General features: G+C 65.4%; 16 protein-coding genes and 1 tRNA gene. 13 read left to right on the plus strand and 4 right to left on the minus strand.

Annotation, left to right across the window (positions count from 1 at the left end):
* Nucleotides 1-70: 70 nt before the first annotated feature.
* Nucleotides 71-694, minus strand: a complete 624-nt coding sequence (locus RBB46_RS11205; RefSeq protein WP_306029064.1) for a DUF1134 domain-containing protein — start codon at nt 692-694, stop codon at nt 71-73.
* A 265-nt stretch (nt 695-959) separates the two neighbouring features.
* Here RBB46_RS11205 and RBB46_RS11210 point away from each other — a divergent pair, with 265 nt between their 5' ends.
* The 7 genes from RBB46_RS11210 (at nt 960) to RBB46_RS11240 (ending at nt 8,073) form a co-directional block, all read left to right on the plus strand.
* A complete protein-coding gene (locus tag RBB46_RS11210; protein WP_306029065.1) occupies nt 960-1,391 on the plus strand; it encodes a YHS domain-containing (seleno)protein in 432 nt (143 codons plus the stop codon).
* 150 nt (nt 1,392-1,541) lie between these two features.
* Entirely contained in the window at nt 1,542-2,186 is a 645-nt protein-coding gene (gene chpT, locus RBB46_RS11215) for a histidine phosphotransferase ChpT (protein ID WP_306029066.1), read from the plus strand.
* A 131-nt stretch (nt 2,187-2,317) separates the two neighbouring features.
* Nucleotides 2,318-5,086, plus strand: a complete 2,769-nt coding sequence (locus RBB46_RS11220) for a hybrid sensor histidine kinase/response regulator (RefSeq protein WP_306029067.1) — start codon at nt 2,318-2,320, stop codon at nt 5,084-5,086.
* Nucleotides 5,083-5,565 carry a chemotaxis protein CheW gene (locus tag RBB46_RS11225; protein WP_306029068.1) on the plus strand — a complete coding sequence of 161 codons (483 nt, stop codon included), beginning with the start codon at nt 5,083-5,085 and terminating at the stop codon, nt 5,563-5,565. The genes RBB46_RS11220 and RBB46_RS11225 overlap by 4 nt, the downstream gene beginning before the upstream one ends.
* 52 nt (nt 5,566-5,617) lie before the next feature.
* Nucleotides 5,618-5,983: a PleD family two-component system response regulator gene (locus RBB46_RS11230; RefSeq protein ID WP_306029069.1), complete on the plus strand. Its 366-nt coding sequence runs from the start codon at nt 5,618-5,620 to the stop codon at nt 5,981-5,983.
* A gap of 21 nt (nt 5,984-6,004) precedes the next feature.
* Nucleotides 6,005-7,219, plus strand: coding sequence for a chemotaxis response regulator protein-glutamate methylesterase (locus RBB46_RS11235; protein ID WP_306029070.1), 1,215 nt, complete (start codon nt 6,005-6,007; stop codon nt 7,217-7,219).
* A complete protein-coding gene (locus RBB46_RS11240; protein WP_306029071.1) occupies nt 7,216-8,073 on the plus strand; it encodes a protein-glutamate O-methyltransferase CheR in 858 nt (285 codons plus the stop codon). The genes RBB46_RS11235 and RBB46_RS11240 overlap by 4 nt, the downstream gene beginning before the upstream one ends.
* Nucleotides 8,074-8,365: 292 nt before the next feature.
* Here RBB46_RS11240 and RBB46_RS11245 read toward each other — a convergent pair.
* Nucleotides 8,366-8,441: transfer RNA gene (locus RBB46_RS11245), tRNA-Glu, on the minus strand.
* Between the two features lie 137 nt (nt 8,442-8,578).
* Nucleotides 8,579-8,935: a DUF6476 family protein gene (locus RBB46_RS11250; protein WP_306029072.1), complete on the minus strand. Its 357-nt coding sequence runs from the start codon at nt 8,933-8,935 to the stop codon at nt 8,579-8,581.
* 43 nt (nt 8,936-8,978) lie between these two features.
* Here RBB46_RS11250 and RBB46_RS11255 point away from each other — a divergent pair, with 43 nt between their 5' ends.
* The 3 genes from RBB46_RS11255 to RBB46_RS11265 all read left to right on the plus strand — a co-directional run bounded on the left by RBB46_RS11255 (nt 8,979) and on the right by RBB46_RS11265 (nt 13,422).
* On the plus strand, nt 8,979-9,971 hold the full coding sequence (locus tag RBB46_RS11255) for an RluA family pseudouridine synthase (RefSeq protein WP_306029111.1): 993 nt from the start codon (nt 8,979-8,981) through the stop codon (nt 9,969-9,971).
* 152 nt (nt 9,972-10,123) lie between these two features.
* Nucleotides 10,124-11,029, plus strand: a complete 906-nt coding sequence (rpoH, locus tag RBB46_RS11260) for an RNA polymerase sigma factor RpoH (protein WP_306029073.1) — start codon at nt 10,124-10,126, stop codon at nt 11,027-11,029.
* Between the two features lie 194 nt (nt 11,030-11,223).
* Nucleotides 11,224-13,422, plus strand: coding sequence for a CHASE2 domain-containing protein (locus RBB46_RS11265; protein ID WP_306029074.1), 2,199 nt, complete (start codon nt 11,224-11,226; stop codon nt 13,420-13,422).
* 40 nt (nt 13,423-13,462) lie between these two features.
* Here RBB46_RS11265 and RBB46_RS11270 read toward each other — a convergent pair whose 3' ends face one another.
* The gene (locus RBB46_RS11270) at nt 13,463-14,404 is read right to left on the minus strand and encodes a DMT family transporter (RefSeq protein ID WP_306029075.1); all 942 of its coding nucleotides are present in this window, start codon (nt 14,402-14,404) and stop codon (nt 13,463-13,465) included.
* 230 nt (nt 14,405-14,634) lie between these two features.
* Between RBB46_RS11270 and RBB46_RS11275 the strand changes: the two genes are divergently transcribed.
* The 3 genes from RBB46_RS11275 (at nt 14,635) to RBB46_RS11285 (ending at nt 19,246) form a co-directional block, all read left to right on the plus strand.
* Nucleotides 14,635-15,915 carry an MFS transporter gene (locus tag RBB46_RS11275; RefSeq protein WP_306029076.1) on the plus strand — a complete coding sequence of 427 codons (1,281 nt, stop codon included), beginning with the start codon at nt 14,635-14,637 and terminating at the stop codon, nt 15,913-15,915.
* Between the two features lie 222 nt (nt 15,916-16,137).
* Nucleotides 16,138-17,430, plus strand: coding sequence for an adenylosuccinate synthase (locus tag RBB46_RS11280; protein WP_306029077.1), 1,293 nt, complete (start codon nt 16,138-16,140; stop codon nt 17,428-17,430).
* Between the two features lie 61 nt (nt 17,431-17,491).
* A complete protein-coding gene (locus tag RBB46_RS11285; protein WP_306029078.1) occupies nt 17,492-19,246 on the plus strand; it encodes a hypothetical protein in 1,755 nt (584 codons plus the stop codon).
* Nucleotides 19,247-19,284: the final 38 nt, after the last annotated feature.

Below are 19,284 nucleotides of genomic sequence, written 5' to 3' on the forward strand. Positions count from 1 at the left end.
CCCGGGCGCTACGCTCCCTCCCTGATACAAGACGCAAGGTCCCGCGCCAAGCGCGACGGCATTGCCCTTGTCAAAAAGGATTCCAGGTCGGCTTCTGCGTGAACTTCAGATAGCCGACATTGACGCCAAGCCGGGCGCCGACACCGGCGCGCACCGGAACCACGTAGACGTCGTGGTTGGACAGCACCGTCATGCCGAAACCGCCGATCAGATAGGCCGAGCCGTTGACGCCCACATAGCGCCGGTAGATCGCCGAAGTGTCCGGCAGATTGTAGACCAGCATCATCACACGGGCACCGTCGCCGCCGATGTCCCATCCGAACGAGGGCCCTTGCCAGAACACCTTGTGCGTGCCGGCGTTGCGGGTGAAGAGCTGTCCCTCGCCATAGCGCGCTCCGGCCAGCAGCGCGCCCGAGCCTTCCTCGCCGAGAATATAGCCGTTCGGCTGGCCGTATTGCTGCACCGCGCGCTCGACGACCGAGGCAAGACCGCCTGAAATCTGGCCGAAGAAGCGGTGCCCTGCCCCGACCAGTTCGTCCTGGCTATACTGCTCAGGCTGCTGCGCCGTCGCCGGCGACCCGGCAAGCGCAAGGCCCAGCGCAAGGGCGGCGGCGGGCATCAGTGCCAAGCTCCCTGCCTTGCGAAAGACGCTGGCGAAGAAGGGGGCAAGGCGGGCGGAAAGGGCTGCTATCATCTCGGTCTGGTCCTTCGCAGGTAGGTGGCCCCGATTGCGTTCCCGGGCGCATGGTCATGGTGCCTCCGGTGGCGGAGGCAGGGTCTCCCGGTCCGCTCCGGGCGGTGACGGCCGGCGGTTCCCGTCGACCTGGCGGAAGATCTGCGGTTGCCCGCCGGCCCGGGATGCGGGCACAGTCACATGCCTTTCGGGCGTCAGGACTGATTCGATGTCAGAGTGTAGTCGAAATCGGAAAAGATTATGGTCGACCACCTCGGCCTGGCTCGTGCTCGCGTCATGGCTCGCCCTTGCCGCCCCGCAAGCGGTAGAAGCCCTCGACTACGCCACGGACCCCGTCAGCGGCTATGCGCTTGGCGGCAATGATCCGGTTGCCTATTTCATCGACAGAAAACCCCGGCGCGGGCAACAGAAATACGAGCTGCGCTGGGGCGATACCGTCTGGATGTTCGTCAACGAGGGCAACCGCGCGGCCTTCGAAAAGGCCCCGCGGATCTACGCACCCCATCTGACAGGCTGCGACCCGACCGCGCTTGCCGGCGGTTTCGTCACCATCGGAAATCCGGCGATCTTTGCCCTTCACGACGGCCACCTTCTTCTGTTTCACTCTGAAATCAATCGCTTCCTCTTCCTCGCCGACCCGCAAACGCTGCTCGATACCGCGCGCGACGCCGCCGTGCGGCTGGGGTGTGCCTGGTAAATGGCGGCCAACTGCCCCTGGTGACCGGGTTTGCGCCGGCGCCACCGCTTGGCAGTGCGGGACGAGGAGTGTAACGCTTTCGCAAATCCGCGAATCGCGCAGGACTGCCATTTGGAACGACCGACACCACGCCCGCCCAAGGACGACCGCATGACCGCCATCGACGACCTCAGCGCCCTGGACCTGGCCGCCCTCGTGGCGAGCCGCGTCTGCCACGACATCATCTCCCCCGTCGGCGCCATTACCAATGGCCTCGAGGTTCTCGATGAAGAGGACAACGAGGACATGAAGGACTTCGCCATGGACCTGATCCGCAAGAGCGCGCGGCAGGCCTCGGCCAAGCTCCAGTTCGCCCGCCTTGCCTTTGGTGCGGCCGGGTCCGCCGGCGCCGAGATCGACCTGGGCGATGCCCACTCGGTCGCCGCCGGGTTCCTTGCCAACGAAAAGGCCGATCTCAACTGGCAGGTTCCCCGCCTCCTGATGGCGAAGAACAGGGTCAAGCTGCTGCTCAACCTTATTCTTCTCGCCAACCAGTGCGTTCCCCGTGGCGGCCTGATTACCGTCAGCATGGACGGCGAGGCACAGTCGCCCACCTTCCGGTTGAAAGTAACAGGATCAACAACCAAGGTTCCTGCTCTCGTTCTTGACATGACATCCGGCAAGGAACCCGAAAGAATCGATGCACACACCGTCCAGCCGGTCTATGCGGTCTTGCTGGCTCGGGAGTCGGGCATGGATTTAGAAGTCGTTAAGGAAGATGATGGGGTGAAAATTACTGCATCATCAGCAGGATAAACTGACTTCAAAGGCCATCGTTTCGTTTCAGTCTATCTTAACTGTTTGAGACGCATTCTCACTGGCAGGGATGGGTTGCCCGGACACAACGTCCGGGTCGTGTACCAGTAACCAGTCGGGTGAGTTTGGCCATGGACGACTTGCTTAGCGAGTTCCTCACAGAAACGAACGAGAGCCTGGACGTCGTCGACGTCGAGCTCGTCAAGTTCGAACAAGAACCGAATAACGCGAAGATTCTCGATAACGTCTTCCGTCTCGTCCATACGATCAAGGGCACCTGCGGCTTCCTCGGCCTGCCCCGGCTTGAGGCTCTCGCCCATGCCGGCGAGACCTTGATGGGCAAGTTCCGCGACGGCGCCAAGGTGACGCCCGACGCGGTGTCGCTCATTCTGTCGTCCATCGATCGCATCAAGGAAATCCTTGCCGATCTCGAAGCGGCCGGCGGCGCCGAGCCCGAGGGCAGCGACGACGATCTGATTTCCGAGCTCGAGCGCATGTCGCTCTCCGCCGACACCACCGGTGGCAAGGCTGCGGCGCCGACCGCAGAGGACGAGGCGATGGCGCGCGGCGAGTTGGTCGAGCAGGTGCTCGAACGCCCCTTGCGCCCCGGCGAGGTCTCGCTTGACGATCTCGAGCGCGCCTTCCGCGAAGCCGAGTGCGAGGTCGAGCTTCCCGTGTCCGATCCGATCTCCGAGATCGACGCGGCCGAGCTTGCCGCCGATGCAGAGATCGAGGCGGAGACGGCTCCCCCGCTCGCCGTCAAGGCCCGCCCCCGCGGTGGAGAGACCGCCGCCCGCGAGCCCGCTGAGAAGGGTGAGAAGAAAGCTTCCGTGTCGAGCCAGTCGATCCGCGTCGCGGTCGAGACGCTCGAACACCTGATGACGATGGTCTCCGAGCTGGTCCTCACCCGAAACCAGCTGCTCGAGATCTCCCGTCGCCACGAGGATTCCGAATTCAAGGTGCCGTTGCAGCGCCTGTCCAACGTGACCGCCGAGCTGCAGGAAGGCGTCATGAAGACGCGCATGCAGCCGATCGGCAACGCCTGGCAGAAGCTGCCGCGCATCGTGCGCGACCTCAGCCAGGAACTCGACAAGCCGATTGAGCTGGAGATGGTCGGCGCCGAGACCGAGCTTGACCGGCAGGTCCTGGAGCTGATCAAGGATCCGCTCACCCACATGATCCGCAACTCCGCCGATCACGGCCTGGAGATGCCGAGCGACCGCAAGGCGGCCGGCAAGTCGGAAAAGGGCACGATCACGCTCTCCGCCTATCATGAAGGCGGCCACATCATCATCGAGGTCAAGGACGACGGTCGCGGCATCGATGTCGACCGGGTCAAGGCCAAGGTGCTGGAGCGCGGGCTGGCCTCCGAGGCCGAGCTCGACAAGATGACGGATCAGCAGATCCACAAATACATCTTCCACGCCGGCTTCTCGACCGCCCAGAACATCACCAGCGTCTCGGGCCGCGGCGTCGGCATGGACGTGGTGCGCAACAATGTCGAGCTGATCGGCGGGTCGATTGACCTGCGTTCCACTCCCGGCCGCGGTTCCAGCTTTATCATCAAGATCCCGCTGACGCTGGCCATTGTCTCGGCGCTGATCGTCGAGGCGGGTGGCGACCGTTTCGCGATCCCGCAGCTTTCCGTGGTCGAGCTCGTTCGCGTGCAGTCGAATTCCGAGCACCGGATCGAACGCATCAAGGACACGCCTGTCCTGCGCCTGCGCAACAAGCTGCTGCCGCTGGTCCACATGTCGCACCTGCTCGGCTTCGACGGACCCGACGGCGAGACGGAGATCGAGGCCGACACCGGTTTCATCGTCGTAATGCAGGTTGGCAGCCAGACCTTCGGCGTTGTCGTCGACGGCGTCTTCCACACCGAGGAAATCGTCGTCAAGCCGATGTCGACGATGCTGCGCAACCTGACCATGTTCTCCGGCAACACCATTCTGGGTGACGGCGCGGTGATCATGATCATCGACCCGAACGGCGTCGCCTCGGCCATGGCAAGCCATGCCTCCAGCGTCGTCGCCGAAGGCGAGCGCAAGGAAGCCGAAGAAGCGATGGCCTCCGCCATCGACGGCCAGTCGAGCGTATCCATGCTGCTCTTCCGCGCCGGTTCGCCCGAGCCCAAGGCCGTGCCGCTGTCGCTGGTCACCCGTCTGGAAGAGTTCGATGTCTCCAAGATCGAGCATTCCAACGGTCGCGACCTGGTGCAGTATCGCGGCGCGCTGATGCCGCTGGTCTACATCGATCCCTCGCAGGCGCATCGCGGCGAAGGCACCCAGCCGATGCTGGTCTTCTCCGATGCCGGGCGTTCGATGGGCCTCGTGGTCGACGAGATCGTCGATATCGTCGAGGATCGCATGAACATCGAGGTCGGATCCGACCGCGCCGGTGTCCTCGGCTCGGCCGTCATCAAGGACAAGGCAACCGAGATCATCGATCTTGGCTACTACCTGCCGCAGGCCTTCGAGGACTGGTTCATGCGCAAGGAGATGGACATCGCCGCGCTGACCAAGAAGGTCCTTCTGGTCGACGACAGCGCCTTCTTCCGCAACATGCTGACGCCGGTTCTCAAGGCCGCCGGCTACGACGTGACCGCCTGCACCGGGGCCAACCAGGCATTCGAGCTGCTGGAAAACGGCGACCGCTTCCAGGCCATCGTCAGCGACATCGAGATGCCGGAAATCAACGGCTTTGAGTTCTGCGAGGCGCTTCGTCGCGATCCGCGCTTCCGCAAGATGCCGATCCTGGCCCTGTCGGCGGTCGTCTCGCCGGCCTCGATCGAGCGCGGACGCCAGGCAGGCTTCGACGATTATGTGGCGAAATTCGACCGTCCGGGGCTGATCGCCTCGCTCAAGGACCTCTTCGCCGGTGAAATGGGGATTGCGGCATGAAGCACAATGACAACCTCGCGGCCAGTATCGACGATACCATCCAGTATGTGACGGTCATCATCGGCGGCCAGCTTTTCGGCCTCCCGATCAGCCAGGTGCACGACGTCTTCGTTCCCGAGAGCCTCACCCGTGTGCCGCTCGCGGCGCCGGAAGTTGCCGGCGTGCTCAACCTGCGCGGCCGCATCGTCACCGCCATCGACATGCGCAAGCGCCTGCACCTGCCCAACCGGGACAAGAACGCCCAGGTCATGGCAGTCGGGATCGAGCACAAGGGCGAAAGCTACGGTCTGGTCATCGACCAGGTGGGCGAAGTGCTCCGCCTGTCCGGCGACTCGATGGAGGCCAATCCGTCCAACCTCGACAAACGCTGGGCCGAGATCTCGGGCGGTGTCCACCGCCTCGACGGCAAGCTGATGATCATCCTCGATGTCGCCCGCTTGTTCGGCGCCATGGTTTCTGAGCCGCTGGCGGCCGCCTGAGGCGCGCGCGTTGGAACGAAATGCCGATCTACGGCACTCGGGAGCAAATGAAATGAAACACTGTCTCGTCGTCGACGATTCCAGCGTGATCCGCAAGGTGGCCCGACGCATCCTGGAAGATCTCTCCTTCGAGATCTCCGAGGCGGAAGACGGTCTGAAGGCCCTCACCGCCTGCCGCGAGCGGATGCCCGACGCGATCCTTCTCGACTGGAACATGCCGGAAATGGACGGCCTGGAGTTCCTGCTGTCGCTGCGCAAGGAAGACGGCGGCAACAAGCCGATCGTCGTCTTCTGCACGACCGAGAACGATGTGGCGCATATCACCCGCGCGATGCGGGCCGGGGCCAATGAGTACATCATGAAGCCTTTCGACAAGGACATCGTGGAAGCGAAGTTCCAGGAAGCTGGGCTGCTGTAACCCCTTACGGGACATGTCAAGATGATCGCCAGTTCTACAGCGCCGGCCCCCCGGGACGGTGCAAGGGCAGACTGTGTCCGCGTCATGGTGGTGGACGATTCCGTCGTCATTCGCGGGCTTCTGAGCCGCTGGGTCGAAGCAGATCCGGCGCTCCAGCTGGTCGCGTCCCACCGGAACGGCCGGCTTGCCGTCGAGGACATCGAGCGCAGCAATCCTGATGTCGTCGTGCTCGACATCGAGATGCCGGAGATGGACGGGCTGACCGCCCTTCCCCTGATGCTCAGGAAAAAGCGCGACCTGATCGTCGTGATGGCCTCCACGCTGACAAGGCGCAATGCCGAGATCAGCCTGCGGGCCCTGTCGCTGGGCGCGCAGGACTATGTGCCCAAGCCGGAATCCTCCAGCGAGGTCACCACCTCCGTCGACTTCCGTCGCGAGTTGATCGAGAAGGTCAAGGCCCTCGGCCAGCGCAGGCGTGCCAGCGGCGGCTTTGGCGGACGCCAGATGCGCGCCCAGACGACCGCGGGACAGACCGTGTCGCAGGGGCCCGTGTCGCGCGCGGCGACCGCCTCGGCGGGTTACAGCCGCCTTGCCGCGGCGCCGGCCCAGGCTGCCCCGCCGGCCCTGAAGACACGCCCCTATTCGAGCGTCCGGCCGCGCATCGTCGCCATCGGCTCCTCGACCGGCGGACCGCAGGCGCTGCAGCAGGTGTTCACCGACATCGGCACCGCCATTCGCGAGGTTCCGGTCGTCGTCACCCAGCACATGCCGCCGACCTTCACCGCGATCCTGGCCGAACATGTCGCCAAGGCGGCACTCAGGCCGGCCAAGGAAGCAGCGGATGGCGAGATTCTCATGCCCGGCCACATCTATGTGGCGCCGGGCGGGTTGCACATGACCGTCGTCAAGGATGGCGGCCAGCCGGTCGCCCGCCTGACCGACGGCGCCCCGGTGAATTTCTGCAAGCCTGCCGTCGATCCCCTGTTCGACAGCGTCGCCAAGGTCTACGGCTCCGCCGTCCTGGCGGTTGTGCTGACCGGCATGGGCCATGACGGAGCAGCCGGCATCCGCACCATCGCGGCCGGTGGCGGCAGCGTCATCGCCCAGGACGAGGCAACCAGCGTCGTGTGGGGAATGCCGGGAGCGGCTGCCCAGACCGGATTATGCTGCGATATTCTGCCAATCACCCGGATTGGTCCGAAAATCGCCGGATTGTTGAGTGGAGGCCTCAGGTGATTGCGTCCCAGTTCGAGTATCTCAAGCAGTACCTGAAGGCGAAGTCCGGACTGGTGCTCACCAACGAGAAACAGTACCTGGTCGAGAGCCGGCTCCTGCCGGTGGCTCGCCGGCACGGCCATGCCGGGCTCTCCGAACTCGTCCAGGCGATGCAGAAGCCGGGCTCCACCCAGGTCTGCTCCGACGTGGTCGAGGCGATGACCACCAACGAGAGCTTCTTCTTCCGCGACGGAACGCCCTTCCAGCACTTCAAGGAGGTGATGCTTCCGGCGATGCTGAAGGCGCGCGCCGACCGCCGCACGATCCGCATCTGGTGCGCTGCGGCCTCCACCGGCCAGGAACCTTACTCGCTGGCGATCTGCCTGAAGGAAGCCGCGGCAAAGCTTGCCGGCTTCCGCGTCGAGATCATCGGCACGGACCTGTCCAACGAGGTTCTGGAGAAGGCGAAGAACGGCATCTACAGCCAGTTCGAGGTGCAGCGCGGCCTGCCGATCCAGATGCTGCTCAAGTACTTCACCCAGAAGGGCGATCTGTGGCAGATCAATCCCGAGCTGCGCTCGATGGTGCAGTGGCGCAAACTGAACCTTCTGGAGAACTTCTCCTCGCTCGGGTCCTTCGACATTGTCTACTGCCGCAACGTGTTGATCTATTTCGACCAGCCGACCAAGGTCGACGTGCTGCAGCGAATGGCGAAGCAGTTGCCTTCCGACGGCTACCTGGTGCTCGGCGCGGCGGAGACCGTTGTCGGCCTCACCGATGCCTTCCGCCCGGTGCAGGATCTGCGCGGTCTCTACCAGACCGCAGCCGCCGGCGCCCAGGGCGTTGTCCGCCCCCGTTTCCAGGTTGCCGGCTGAGAAGACCGCCGACCGACCTGCTTGTGCAACGATCCAGCCCCGCCAGCGCGACCTCGCGCTGGCGGGGTTTTTGATTCGCTCCATGCCGGAGGGCAGGGCCGCTCCCGTCTCGTCGCGCGGTGTCGAACCGATATACGCGTCCGCATCAAGAACTTCGGCGTGACCGCTGAGCACAGAAATCCGGAAAGGCGACTGAAGGGAAAGCAGAATCCACCGTATCGCACCATGTCGGTGCCGCGTCTTCCGTCATGCCGGCCACCTCGTCTCCCGCGCGCTTCGCTGCGGAAAGGAATGGCACCCCCAAGGGGACTCGAACCCCTGTTTCCGCCGTGAGAGGGCGGCGTCCTAGACCGCTAGACGATGGGGGCATCGGCTGGTCTTCGACGAAGAGCCGCGTAAATAGAACGCCCGAACGGGGAATGCAAGCCCCATTTCAGCCCCGCCTGTGGAGATTTTCCGCACATACGCTCACCGCTCCCCGCGCGCCGCGGAAAACCGCCACGTGTTACTGCGCGACAAAAGCCGTTTCGCCCAGAACCCGGCCGGTTGCGGCATCCAGATAGAGAAGCTTGCTTTGCGCCCCGGAACGCACCAGCAGGATCAGCCGGTCGTCGGCCTGCGCCATGCCCTCGACCCGGCCGTCCTTGCCGATTGCGACGGTAGCGGCTATATCGCTGGCATCCGGACGCGTGCCGCCTTCGGACAGCTTGTAGACGATCGCCGCCAGCACTGCCAGGAAACCGAGCACCATCACGAGGCTCGAAACCGCCAGCAGCCGCTTGAGCTTGACCTGGACCCGCTCCATCGCGGGGTCCAGCGGAGCTTCCTGGTCGTGTTCGTCGTCCATAGCCGGATGTGTCATGTCAATGTCCAATGAAGATGCGAGCGACGCGGATGCCGTCGCAATGAAGACCGTTGCCGTCGGGCAGGAGGATGCGGGCATCAGGCTCGATGCCTGCCTTGCCCGCCATCTGGCCGAACTCAGCCGGAACCGCCTCCAGACATTGATCCGCCAGGGCCGGGTCCGTGTCGACGGGCGGACCATAGTCGAGCCGAAATACCGGGTCAATTCGGGCGAGGCCTTGATACTCGACATGCCCGAACCGGACGTTGCCGAGCCGGAGCCCGAGGCAATCCCGCTTGCTGTAGTCTTCGAGGATGACGAGTTGATCGTCATCGACAAGCCGGCCGGCCTTGTCGTCCATCCCGGTCCCGGCAACTGGAGCGGCACAATGGTCAACGCCCTGCTCCACCATTGCGGCGACAGCCTGTCGGGCGTCGGCGGGGTCAAGCGGCCGGGCATCGTCCACCGGCTCGACAAGGACACCAGCGGATTGCTCGTGGTCGCCAAGACCGACCGCGCGCATCAGGGCCTTGCCGCTCAATTCGCCGATCATGGCCGCACCGGACCGCTGGAACGGGAATACACCGCCCTGGTCTGGGGCGCGCCGATGCAACTGCGCGGCACGGTCGACGCCGATCTCGCCCGCTCCGCCGCCAACCGCCAGAAGATCGCCGTGACGAAGTCGGGCGGGCGCAATGCCATCACCCACTGGCAGGTGCGAGAGCGCTTCGGCCCCATGGGTGCCGCTCCGCTGGCAGCGCTGATGACCTGCCGCCTGGAAACCGGACGCACCCACCAGATCCGCGTCCACATGTCCTATATAGGCCATCCGCTCATCGGCGATGCCGACTACGGGGCGCATTTCAAGACCAAGTCGGCGCGCCTGCCGGAAGACATTCGCGCCGTCGTCGACGCCTTTCCCCGCCAGGCGCTGCATGCAGGCCTGCTGGCCTTCGCCCATCCGGTGAGCGGCGAGACGCTGCGCTTCGAAAGTCCGCTGCCCGAAGACCTGGCCGGCCTGATCCACGCAATCCGGACAATCCCTGCCACATAATTTCGGGGATCAGGCCCTGATATTGTCGAAATGCCACCTATATTGGGGGTTCGGCGTGCCGACAGGGCGCCGGAATATGGATGCCCGGCGAGGGTCCGGGGCGGCGACGGCCGCGTCGGTCCGGAGGGATCGTTAGGGAGAAAGGGTGCTTCATGGCCCAGAACATACCGATGCTGAGTTCCGGAGAAGGCGGCCTCAGCCGCTACCTGGACGAAATCCGACGGTTTCCGATGCTGGAGCCGCAGGAAGAATACATGCTCGCCAAGCGCTACAAGGAGCATGACGATCCTCGCGCAGCCGAACGGCTCGTAACCTCGCATCTGCGCCTCGTCGCCAAGATCGCCATGGGCTATCGCGGCTACGGCCTGCCGATTTCCGAGGTTGTCTCCGAAGGCAATGTCGGCCTCATGCAGGCGGTCAAGCGCTTCGAGCCGGACAAGGGCTTCCGCCTCGCTACCTACGCCATGTGGTGGATCAAGGCGGCGATCCAGGAATACATCCTGCGCTCCTGGTCGCTGGTGAAAATGGGGACGACCGCCAATCAGAAGCGGCTGTTCTTCAATCTCCGCCGTCTCAAGGGCAAGATCCAGGCGCTCGACGAGGGCGATCTGCGACCCGAGCACGTCACCCAAATCGCCACCAAGCTCGGCGTGTCCGAGGAAGAGGTCGTGTCGATGAACCGGCGCCTTGCCGGCGATGCCTCGCTCAACGCACCGATCCGCGCGGAAGCCGACAGCGGTGGCGAGTGGCAGGACTGGCTCGTCGACGAGAGCGACAGCCAGGAAGCCGTCTTCGCCCGCCAGGAAGAGCTCGACCAGCGGCGCAAGCTTCTGGGTGATGCCATGGACGTGCTCAACGAGCGCGAGCGGCGGATTTTCGAGGCCCGGCGCCTGTCCGAGGACCCGATCACGCTGGAGGACCTGTCGAGCGAATTCGGCGTCAGCCGGGAACGTGTCCGCCAGATCGAGGTGCGTGCCTTCGAAAAGGTGCAAAAGGCGGTGAAACGCGGCGCCCGCGAACTGGAGCAACCGGCGGCACAACTCGCCGACCAGCGCTAAGGCCGGCAGCCGGCGCGCGGCCGGCCGGATCATCGGGATCCGGCGGCGGCAGCCGGCCCGCCCGCGATCGGCTCACCGGTTCGCTGCAACCGTATGGTTTTCCCTTTTCCCCACCCGTGCTCTAACCTTGCCCGGACGGTCGGTGCGACAAAGCACTACCCGGCCGCGAGCAGGAACAAGGGGCGAGGGGAACCATGCGCATCACTCGGCGCAAGCATCTGTTGGTGGCAAGTGTCGCGTGCTTCTTTCTTCTCGTGGTAACCGCTCTGCGGGCCTACGATCCCGGCTTCGTCTCCTCCATCCGCCTCCTCGGTTTCGACGGCTACCAGCGCTTCTGGCCGAGAGAGCAGGGAGAGTTCCCGGTCCGCATCGTCGATATCGACGAGCGTTCGCTCGCCGTCCACGGCCAATGGCCCTGGCGACGCGACATGCTGGCCAGGCTCACCGAGGCTCTTGCGGACATGGGAGCGGCTGCGATCGCCTATGACGTGATCTTCGCCGAGCCCGACCGCCTGTCGCCGCATCGCTACGTGCCCGACCTTGATCTCGGCGGCGATATCAACGCTGCCAGTCTCGCCGGAAAGCTGCCCGACACGGACCAGGTGTTCGCGGCCGCCATAGCCGAGGCGCCAGTGGTCCTTGGCTACGCAGTGCTTCCCGATGCCAGCGGCGGAAAACCTCCGGTGAAAGCCGGTGTTTCCTACGCCGGAAGCGACCCTGTCGCCAGTGTGCCGGCTTTCGCCTCGACGCTGAACAGCCTGACTGTCCTGGAGGCGCCTGCCGCCGGCTCGGGCGGCGTCAGCCTGTCGAGCCGCGACACGGCCGGCATCGTGCGCCGCATCCCGATGGTCTTCACCGACGGCAAGACGCTTTTCCCAAGCCTTGTCATGGAGGCCCTGCGCGTTGCGCAAGGGGCGAGCGGCTTTATTGTACGTTCCTCGGATGCCAGCGGGGAGATCGATGTCGGCACAGCGGAAGTGACCGACATCAAGGTCGGCGCCATTCCCTTCCCGACCACCGCCCAAGGGGAATTCTGGGTCTATTTCAACGAGGATCGGGCCGATCGCTACGTCTCCGCCGCTGATGTGCTTGATCCTGCCAGGCGGGCTGAAACCGTCGCGCGGATCGAGGGGCACGTTGTTTTCGTCGGCACCTCCTCGGTTGGCCTCTACGACATCCGGGCAACGCCGCTGGGCGATCTGGTGCCCGGCGTTTCCGTCCATGCTCAGGCCGCGGAGCAGATCCTCGCCGGCTCCTTCCTGAGCCGGCCGGACTGGGCCGACGGCACGGAGGTCATCGTTACCTTCTTGCTCGGCCTGATCGTCATCGCACTCGTTCTCAGCCTCGGTTCCATCTGGGCGGCGGCCATCGGCGGCGTCATCGCCTTCGGCCTTTACGCCGGCGCCATCCATCTCTTCCGCACGGAGGGCCTGCTCCTCGATCCCGTCTATCCGACAGCGGTCAATCTCTTCGTCGTCTATGCGGCGGCGACCGCCCTGCTCTACTTCCTGACCGAACGGGAAAAGCGCTTCGTACGCGCCGCCTTCGGCCAGTATCTCGCGCCCGAGATGGTCAAGCGGCTGGAGACGGCACCGGATTCGCTCAAGCTCGGCGGCGAGATGCGCGACATGACCATCCTGTTCATGGATGTGCGCGGCTTCACGCCGATCTCCGAGCAGCTCACCCCGACCGACCTCGTCGCCTTTCTCAACGCGCTCCTGTCGCCTTTGTCGGACGAGATCCAGAACCGCGACGGCACCATCGACAAGTATATCGGCGACAGCATCATGGCCTTCTGGAATGCCCCCATGGATGTCGAGGCCCATGCCGCACAGGCTTGCCGGGCGGCGCTGGAGATGGTCCGCATCACCGAGCGTCTGAACGCCGAGGACGCCTTCCAGTTTCGCGCCCGCGACCTGCCGATCCAGTCGGTGCGCATCGGCGTCGGTCTCAACACCGGCGAAGCCTGTGTCGGCAACATGGGGTCGAACCGCCGTTTCAACTATTCGGTGATCGGCGATGCGGTGAACGTCGCGGCCCGGATCGAATCCAGCTGCAAGGCCGTCGGCGCCGATTGCGTCGTCTCCGAAGACACGGCACGCGCGGCGCCCGATTTTGCCTTCCTCGAGGCCGGCGCGATCCCGCTAAAGGGCAAGAGCGTCCCGATCAAGCTCTTCGCGCTCGTCGGCGAGCCGGACTATGCCGCGGGCACCGCCTTCCAGACCCTTGCCCGGGCGCATGCGCAAATGGTCGCGGCCATCGACGAAGGAGACCGGGTCAGCGCCCTTGCAGGCCTCAAGGACTGCCGCGACAAGGCGCCCTCCCGCCTTGCCGACTTCTACGACCGCTTTCAGGAGCGCATCGAGGCCTTGCCGGAAACCGCCCTTGCCTGATCCCGTCGCCAGGAGGAAGACCGACCCTGCCGGCGTCCGCTCAGGACGCGCGTACGGCTCTCAGGAGACGCCCCGGCAAGGCAAGTATGCGCCCGTCCAGCACGGCCAGCCCCAGCAGCAGCAGCGCCATGCCGCCCAGTTGCGGCAGCGTCAGAACCTCGTCCAGGAAAAACGCGGCGATCAGGCTCGCACTGAGTGGAATGAGCAAGGTCACCAGGGAAGCATTGGTCGCGCCGGCCTCGCTCAGCAGACGGAAATAGATGAGATAGGCGAAGGCCGTGCAGAGCGTGCCAAGCGCCAACACCGAGAGCCATGCGGCCGGACCCGTTGCCGCCGGCGACCAGCCCTCTCCGTGCCATGCAAAGGCCTGCCAGATCGCCAGCGGCAACAAGAGCAGGCTGGATCCCGTAAGCTGGCCGGCGGCCGAGATCATCACCGGCACGCCCTTGAAGACCCGCGCGAAGGAGGCGGCAAAGGCATATGAAAGGGCCGCGCCAAGGCACAGCGCCTGCGCCCAGAGCGGCGCCCCGGAAAAACCGGCGAGCGGTCCGAAATCCAGCGCCGGCGCCATCAGCAGCGCGACACCCGCGAAACCGATGACGATCCCGGCGACCCGGTGCGCCCGCAGCACCTCCTGCGAGAACAGCAGCGAGGCCACCAGCACCGTGAAGATCGGCGTCGTGGCGTTGAGGATCGAGGCAAGGCTTGCCGGGATCGCGGTCTGGCCCCAGAAAATCAGCGAAAACGGGATGGCGTTGTTGAGGAGCCCCATCAACAGGAACGCGCCGAGCATGCGTCGCGACAGCGGAAACGCCTGGCCCGTCATCCGCAACACGGCATGAAGCACCCCTGCCGCGATCGCCACCCGCAGGAAGGCCAGCGTCATCGGCGGCACCTCGGCCACCGCGACCTTGGCGAAAGGAAAGGTCGCGCCCCAGATCAGTGACAGGAGCCCGAGCAGCAGCCAGTTCTTCCAGGTCATCCAGGCCTTCCGGGCATTCATGAAATCGGGCAGGGCCGGCATGCGCGACGGTAACGCAAAGGGCACCCCATCCTCGGTAGCACCCGTCGTTGAGGGCCGCCACCCGTTTCGCGACAGCTTTCCCGCGCGCATGTCCCGGTTCTGTTGGCGAGGGGAAAACAATGCTTGTGAGCGCCACCGCGAGCGGTCAGGATCAAGGTCCCGCCGCGCGCTTTCCGCCCCTGGTCCCAATGCCCGACAATCCTGCCCCGCTGACGTCCCGGCCACTGCTCTTCCGCCTCGTACCCCTGCTTGTCGCAGCAGCGCTCCTGCTTGGCGCCAACGGTCTTGCGATGACGGTGATTGCGGTGCGCGGCCGTCTCGCCGGACTGTCCGACACGATGATCGGCGTCTTCGGCTCCGCCTATTATGCGGGTTTCATCCTCGGCGTGCTGCTGACCCCCTTGCTGATCCGACGGGTCGGGCATATCCGCGTGTTTTCCGCGCTCGCCGCCCTGAGCGCGATCGCCGTGCTCGGCCTTTTCCTGACCCAGCCGGGCCTTGGCTGGGCGGCGCTGCGTTTCACCAGCGGCATCGCGTTCTGCGGCACCGCGATGGTGCTGGAAAGCTGGCTCAACGCACTTGCCTCCAATGCCGAACGCGGTCGCATTCTCAGCATCTACCGGATCGTGGACCTCGGCGCGGTAACCGGCGGGCAGTTCCTGCTGCCGGCCTTCGGCGCGGGCGGCGCCGCGATCCTCGTTGTCATCGGCATCGTTTTCTGCGCCGCCCTCATCCCCGTCTCTCTCGCCCGCGAAGGCAACCCTCCCGTCTCCGATGCCAGAGGCGTCAACTATCTGGCCATATGGGCGATCTCTCCGGTCGCCGCCGTCGGCTGCCTGACCATAGGCTTGACCAACGGCGCCTTCCGGACCGTCGGTCCGGTCTATGCCGAAGGGGTCGGCCTTGATGCCGACGGGCTGGCGCTCCTCATCAGCCTTTGGGTCATCGCCGGCGCGATCTTCCAGTACCCGCTCGGCTGGGCCTCCGATCGTACCGACCGGCGCTATGTCCTGATCCTGGCTACAGCCGGTGCCGGTCTTTCCTGCCTGTTCCTGTCCGGCGTCAGCTTCCAGGCCGCGATCTTCCTGGGTGCCTTCCTGTTCGGCGGCTTCGCTCTGCCGCTCTATTCTCTCTCCGCCGCCCATGCCAACGATCACGCCGGCCCCGGCCAGTATGTCGAGCTTGCCGCCGGCCTCACCATGTTCTTCGCGATCGGTGCCGTCATCGGACCGCTGCTGGCCTCCGCCATCATGGACAGGTTCGGCCCCTCGGCCTTTTTCCTCTACACCGGGGGTCTGCATCTTGCCTTCGTTGCCTTTGTCGGCGCGCGCCTCCTGACCCGAGGCGCCGTTCCGGCCGAGCATCGCAAGCGCTTCGTCTGGCTGCTGCGCAACTCGCCAGCGATCTACCGCATGGCCGGAGGACAGAAAGCCACCCGGCCGGAAAGGGACAGGCCTTCGCCGGATTGAGCGACAAGGCGGCTCGATCAAACCGCCAATTGTGGGGCACTGCGCGTAGCAAACGGTCCGGGCGCTGGTGGAAAGACCGGCTGAGGGCTCGTCAATCCGGCTTCGGACCGCTATAGTCCGCTCGCTTTGCCCCGGTTAGCAAGACCGGGGTTTTTCGTGTGCGCGGCGCAAGGCCCGCGCGGGGTTTTGCCGGCAACGCCGGATGCAAGGGAACTTACAGGCATGGCCAATGTCGTCGTCGTCGGATCACAGTGGGGTGACGAGGGAAAAGGCAAGATCGTCGACTGGCTGTCGGAACAGGCAGACGTCGTCGTGCGCTTCCAGGGCGGGCACAATGCCGGCCACACGCTGGTGATCGACGGGATCAGCTACAAGCTGTCGCTGCTGCCTTCCGGCGTGGTGCGCGGCAAGCTCTCGGTGATCGGCAATGGCGTAGTGATCGACCCGCATGCGCTGGTCGCCGAAATCGCCCGTCTTGCCGAGCAGGGCGTGAGTGTGTCGCCGGAGACGCTTGCCATCGCCGGAAACGCGACACTCATCCTGTCGCTGCATCGCGAACTCGACGCATTGCGCGAGACAGCCGCGGCCGCCGGTACCAAGATCGGCACCACCAAGCGCGGCATCGGGCCTGCCTATGAGGACAAGGTCGGCCGCCGCGCGATCCGCGTGATGGATCTGGCCAACCTCAAGACCCTGCCGGCGAAGATCGAGCGGCTGCTGACCCATCACAACGCCCTGCGGCGCGGCCTCGGCGAGCCCGAAATCGAACCGGGCGCGATCTTTTCCGAGCTGGAAAGCGTTTCCGGCCAGGTGCTGCCCTACATGCAGACGGTCTGGTCGCTGCTCGACACGTGCCGGCGCGAGGGCAAGCGCATCCTTTTCGAGGGCGCGCAGGGCACCTTGCTCGACATCGACCACGGCACCTATCCGTTCGTCACCTCGTCCAACACCGTCTCCGGCCAGGCGGCTGCCGGCAGCGGTCTCGGCCCGGGCTCGATCGGCTATGTGCTCGGCATTACCAAAGCCTACACGACCCGCGTCGGCGAAGGCCCCTTCCCGACCGAGCAGGACAACGAGGTCGGCAATTTCCTGGGAACGCGCGGCCACGAATTCGGCACGGTGACGGGGCGCAAGCGTCGCTGCGGCTGGTTCGACGCGGTGCTCGTTCGCCAGTCCTGCTGTATCAACGGCATCCACGGTATCGCGCTGACCAAGCTGGACGTGCTCGACGGCCTTGATGAGATCAAGATCTGCGTGGCTTATGAGCTCGACGGCGAACGGATCGACCACCTGCCGGCCTCGCAAGGGGCCCAGGCGCGGGTCAAGCCGATCTATGAAACGCTTCCAGGGTGGAAGGAATCGACGGAAGGTGCGAGAACATGGGCTGACCTTCCCGCGCAGGCGGTAAAATACGTACGCCATGTCGAGGAGTTGATCGGTGCGCCGGTCACGCTGCTCTCGACCTCTCCGGAACGGGATGACACAATCCTTGTCCAGAATCCTTTTCAGGATTAAGCGTTAGAACGGGGTTCGCGTCCATGCGCGACCCTGTGTGCGGCGATCATGAGTTGATGACATGGCAGATTACTATCCGGTTTTGAAGAAAACCGTTGCTGCGCTCCCGGAAAACACGGGAGCGGCGCGGCGCGAAATATACCAACGCGCCCGAAAAGCCATTGTCGCGCAGTTGAAAGCCTATGATCCGCCGCTTTCGCCGTCGGAGATCACCAGCGAACAGCTTCGCCTGGAGGAATCGATCCGCAAGGTCGAGGCCGAGGCGGCGCGTGAGACGCTGGGCTTTTCGGCCAGCCAGCAGCCGGTCACCCCTCCCCGTCCACAGCCGCGACAGACTGAGGCAGGGGAGCGGACTGCACCGGCCGTCGCAGCCGAGCCCAGGGGCGAGCCGAAACCCGCTATGCGGGAAGCACAGGCCCCGACCTCCACCCCGACCGCGACCCCGTCTCCGACCAGAAACGCGCCGGCTCCGGAGGCCAAGCAGACCTCCACGGCACCGGAAAACCGCGACCTTCTCAAGACCGCCATCGACGATGCCCGCAAGCTTGGTGAGGCTGCCGATCAGGCAACGCGCAGCGCCAGGGGCGCACTTGACGGCGAGAGCTCAGGCCAGCCCCAGAAGCGCGAGCCGACGCTCGGCCGGGACGACACCGACAGGCAGGACCAGACGCTGACCGCGCATGGCGGCCGCGATCACGGCCGCCCCCTGCCGCCCATCGACGGATCAATGCGCCCTTCCCGCCTGCCGGCGATCCTCGGCGGCGTGGCGCTTCTGATGCTGATCATCGGCGTCGGCGCCGTCGGCTATTCCCAGCGTGATGCCCTGATGGGCCTCTTCGAAGGCGGCGACGAACCGCAGGTCGCAAGGCCGGCGGACCCCGCGCCGACAAGCACGCCGACGCAGGAAGAAACATCGGCCTCGCGCAAGAACAGCGCCCGGCTGCTCGACGGCGGCGAGACTGGCGCGGCTCCGGACGCGCGCAGCGTCACCACGACGCGGATCACCCCGGCCGAACCGCAGACGGACACCGCCGCACCGCGTGCGCCGGCGGGAACGCCGCCACCCGTGCGCAGCGTCGAGCCCGAGCCGTCGGCGCCCACCACCCCGCCGGCCGGCGAGGCGGAAGGAACGGAAGAGCCTGACGAAACGCCGACCGATACCGCCACGGACGAAACACCGGCGGATCCGGAGCCCAGCCAGCAGGACCAGGTCGCCTCGGCAACCCCGCAGGCAGGCGCCCCGGGTACGGACAGCGCTGCCGGATCCGATGCTCCCGTCGCACAGCGGGCCATTCTCTACGAAGAAGGTGCGCAGGCGGGCAGCGCCGGGCAGGCGTCCACCGGTCGCGCCGTGTGGAGCGTTTCACAGGAAGCCGTCGACGGGCGCACCGAGACAGTGCTGAAGATGCGCATCGAGGTGCCCGACCGCAACATCGCCGCCAACCTAACGCTGCGGCCCAACCGCGACGACACCCTGCCAGCCAGCCACCTCCTCGAGGTGCAGTTCGACCTGCCGCCGAATTTCAGTGGCAGCAGTGTCGCGGAGGTTCCCGGCCTCGTCATGAAGACCACCGAGGAAGCCCGGGGCGACGCGCTGATCGGCGCCTCGGTCAAGGTCGCGGACGGCTACTTCTGGGTGGCGCTGTCGAACATTCCCGACGAGCAGGAGCGCAACCTGACGCTGCTGCGCGACCGCGGCTGGATCGACATTCCGATGCTCTACGAGAACGGCAAGCGCGCCATCCTGACGCTGGAAAAGGGCACGCCTGGTGCCCGCGCCGTCGAACAGGCGACAACAGCCTGGCGGGCCGGCTGAGCCAGAAGAGCGGGCCGCTCCCGGGCGCGCACCGCATT

It is taken from the genome of Stappia sp. MMSF_3263 (genome assembly GCF_030733745.1).
Classification (GTDB): Bacteria; Pseudomonadota; Alphaproteobacteria; order Rhizobiales; family Stappiaceae; genus Stappia.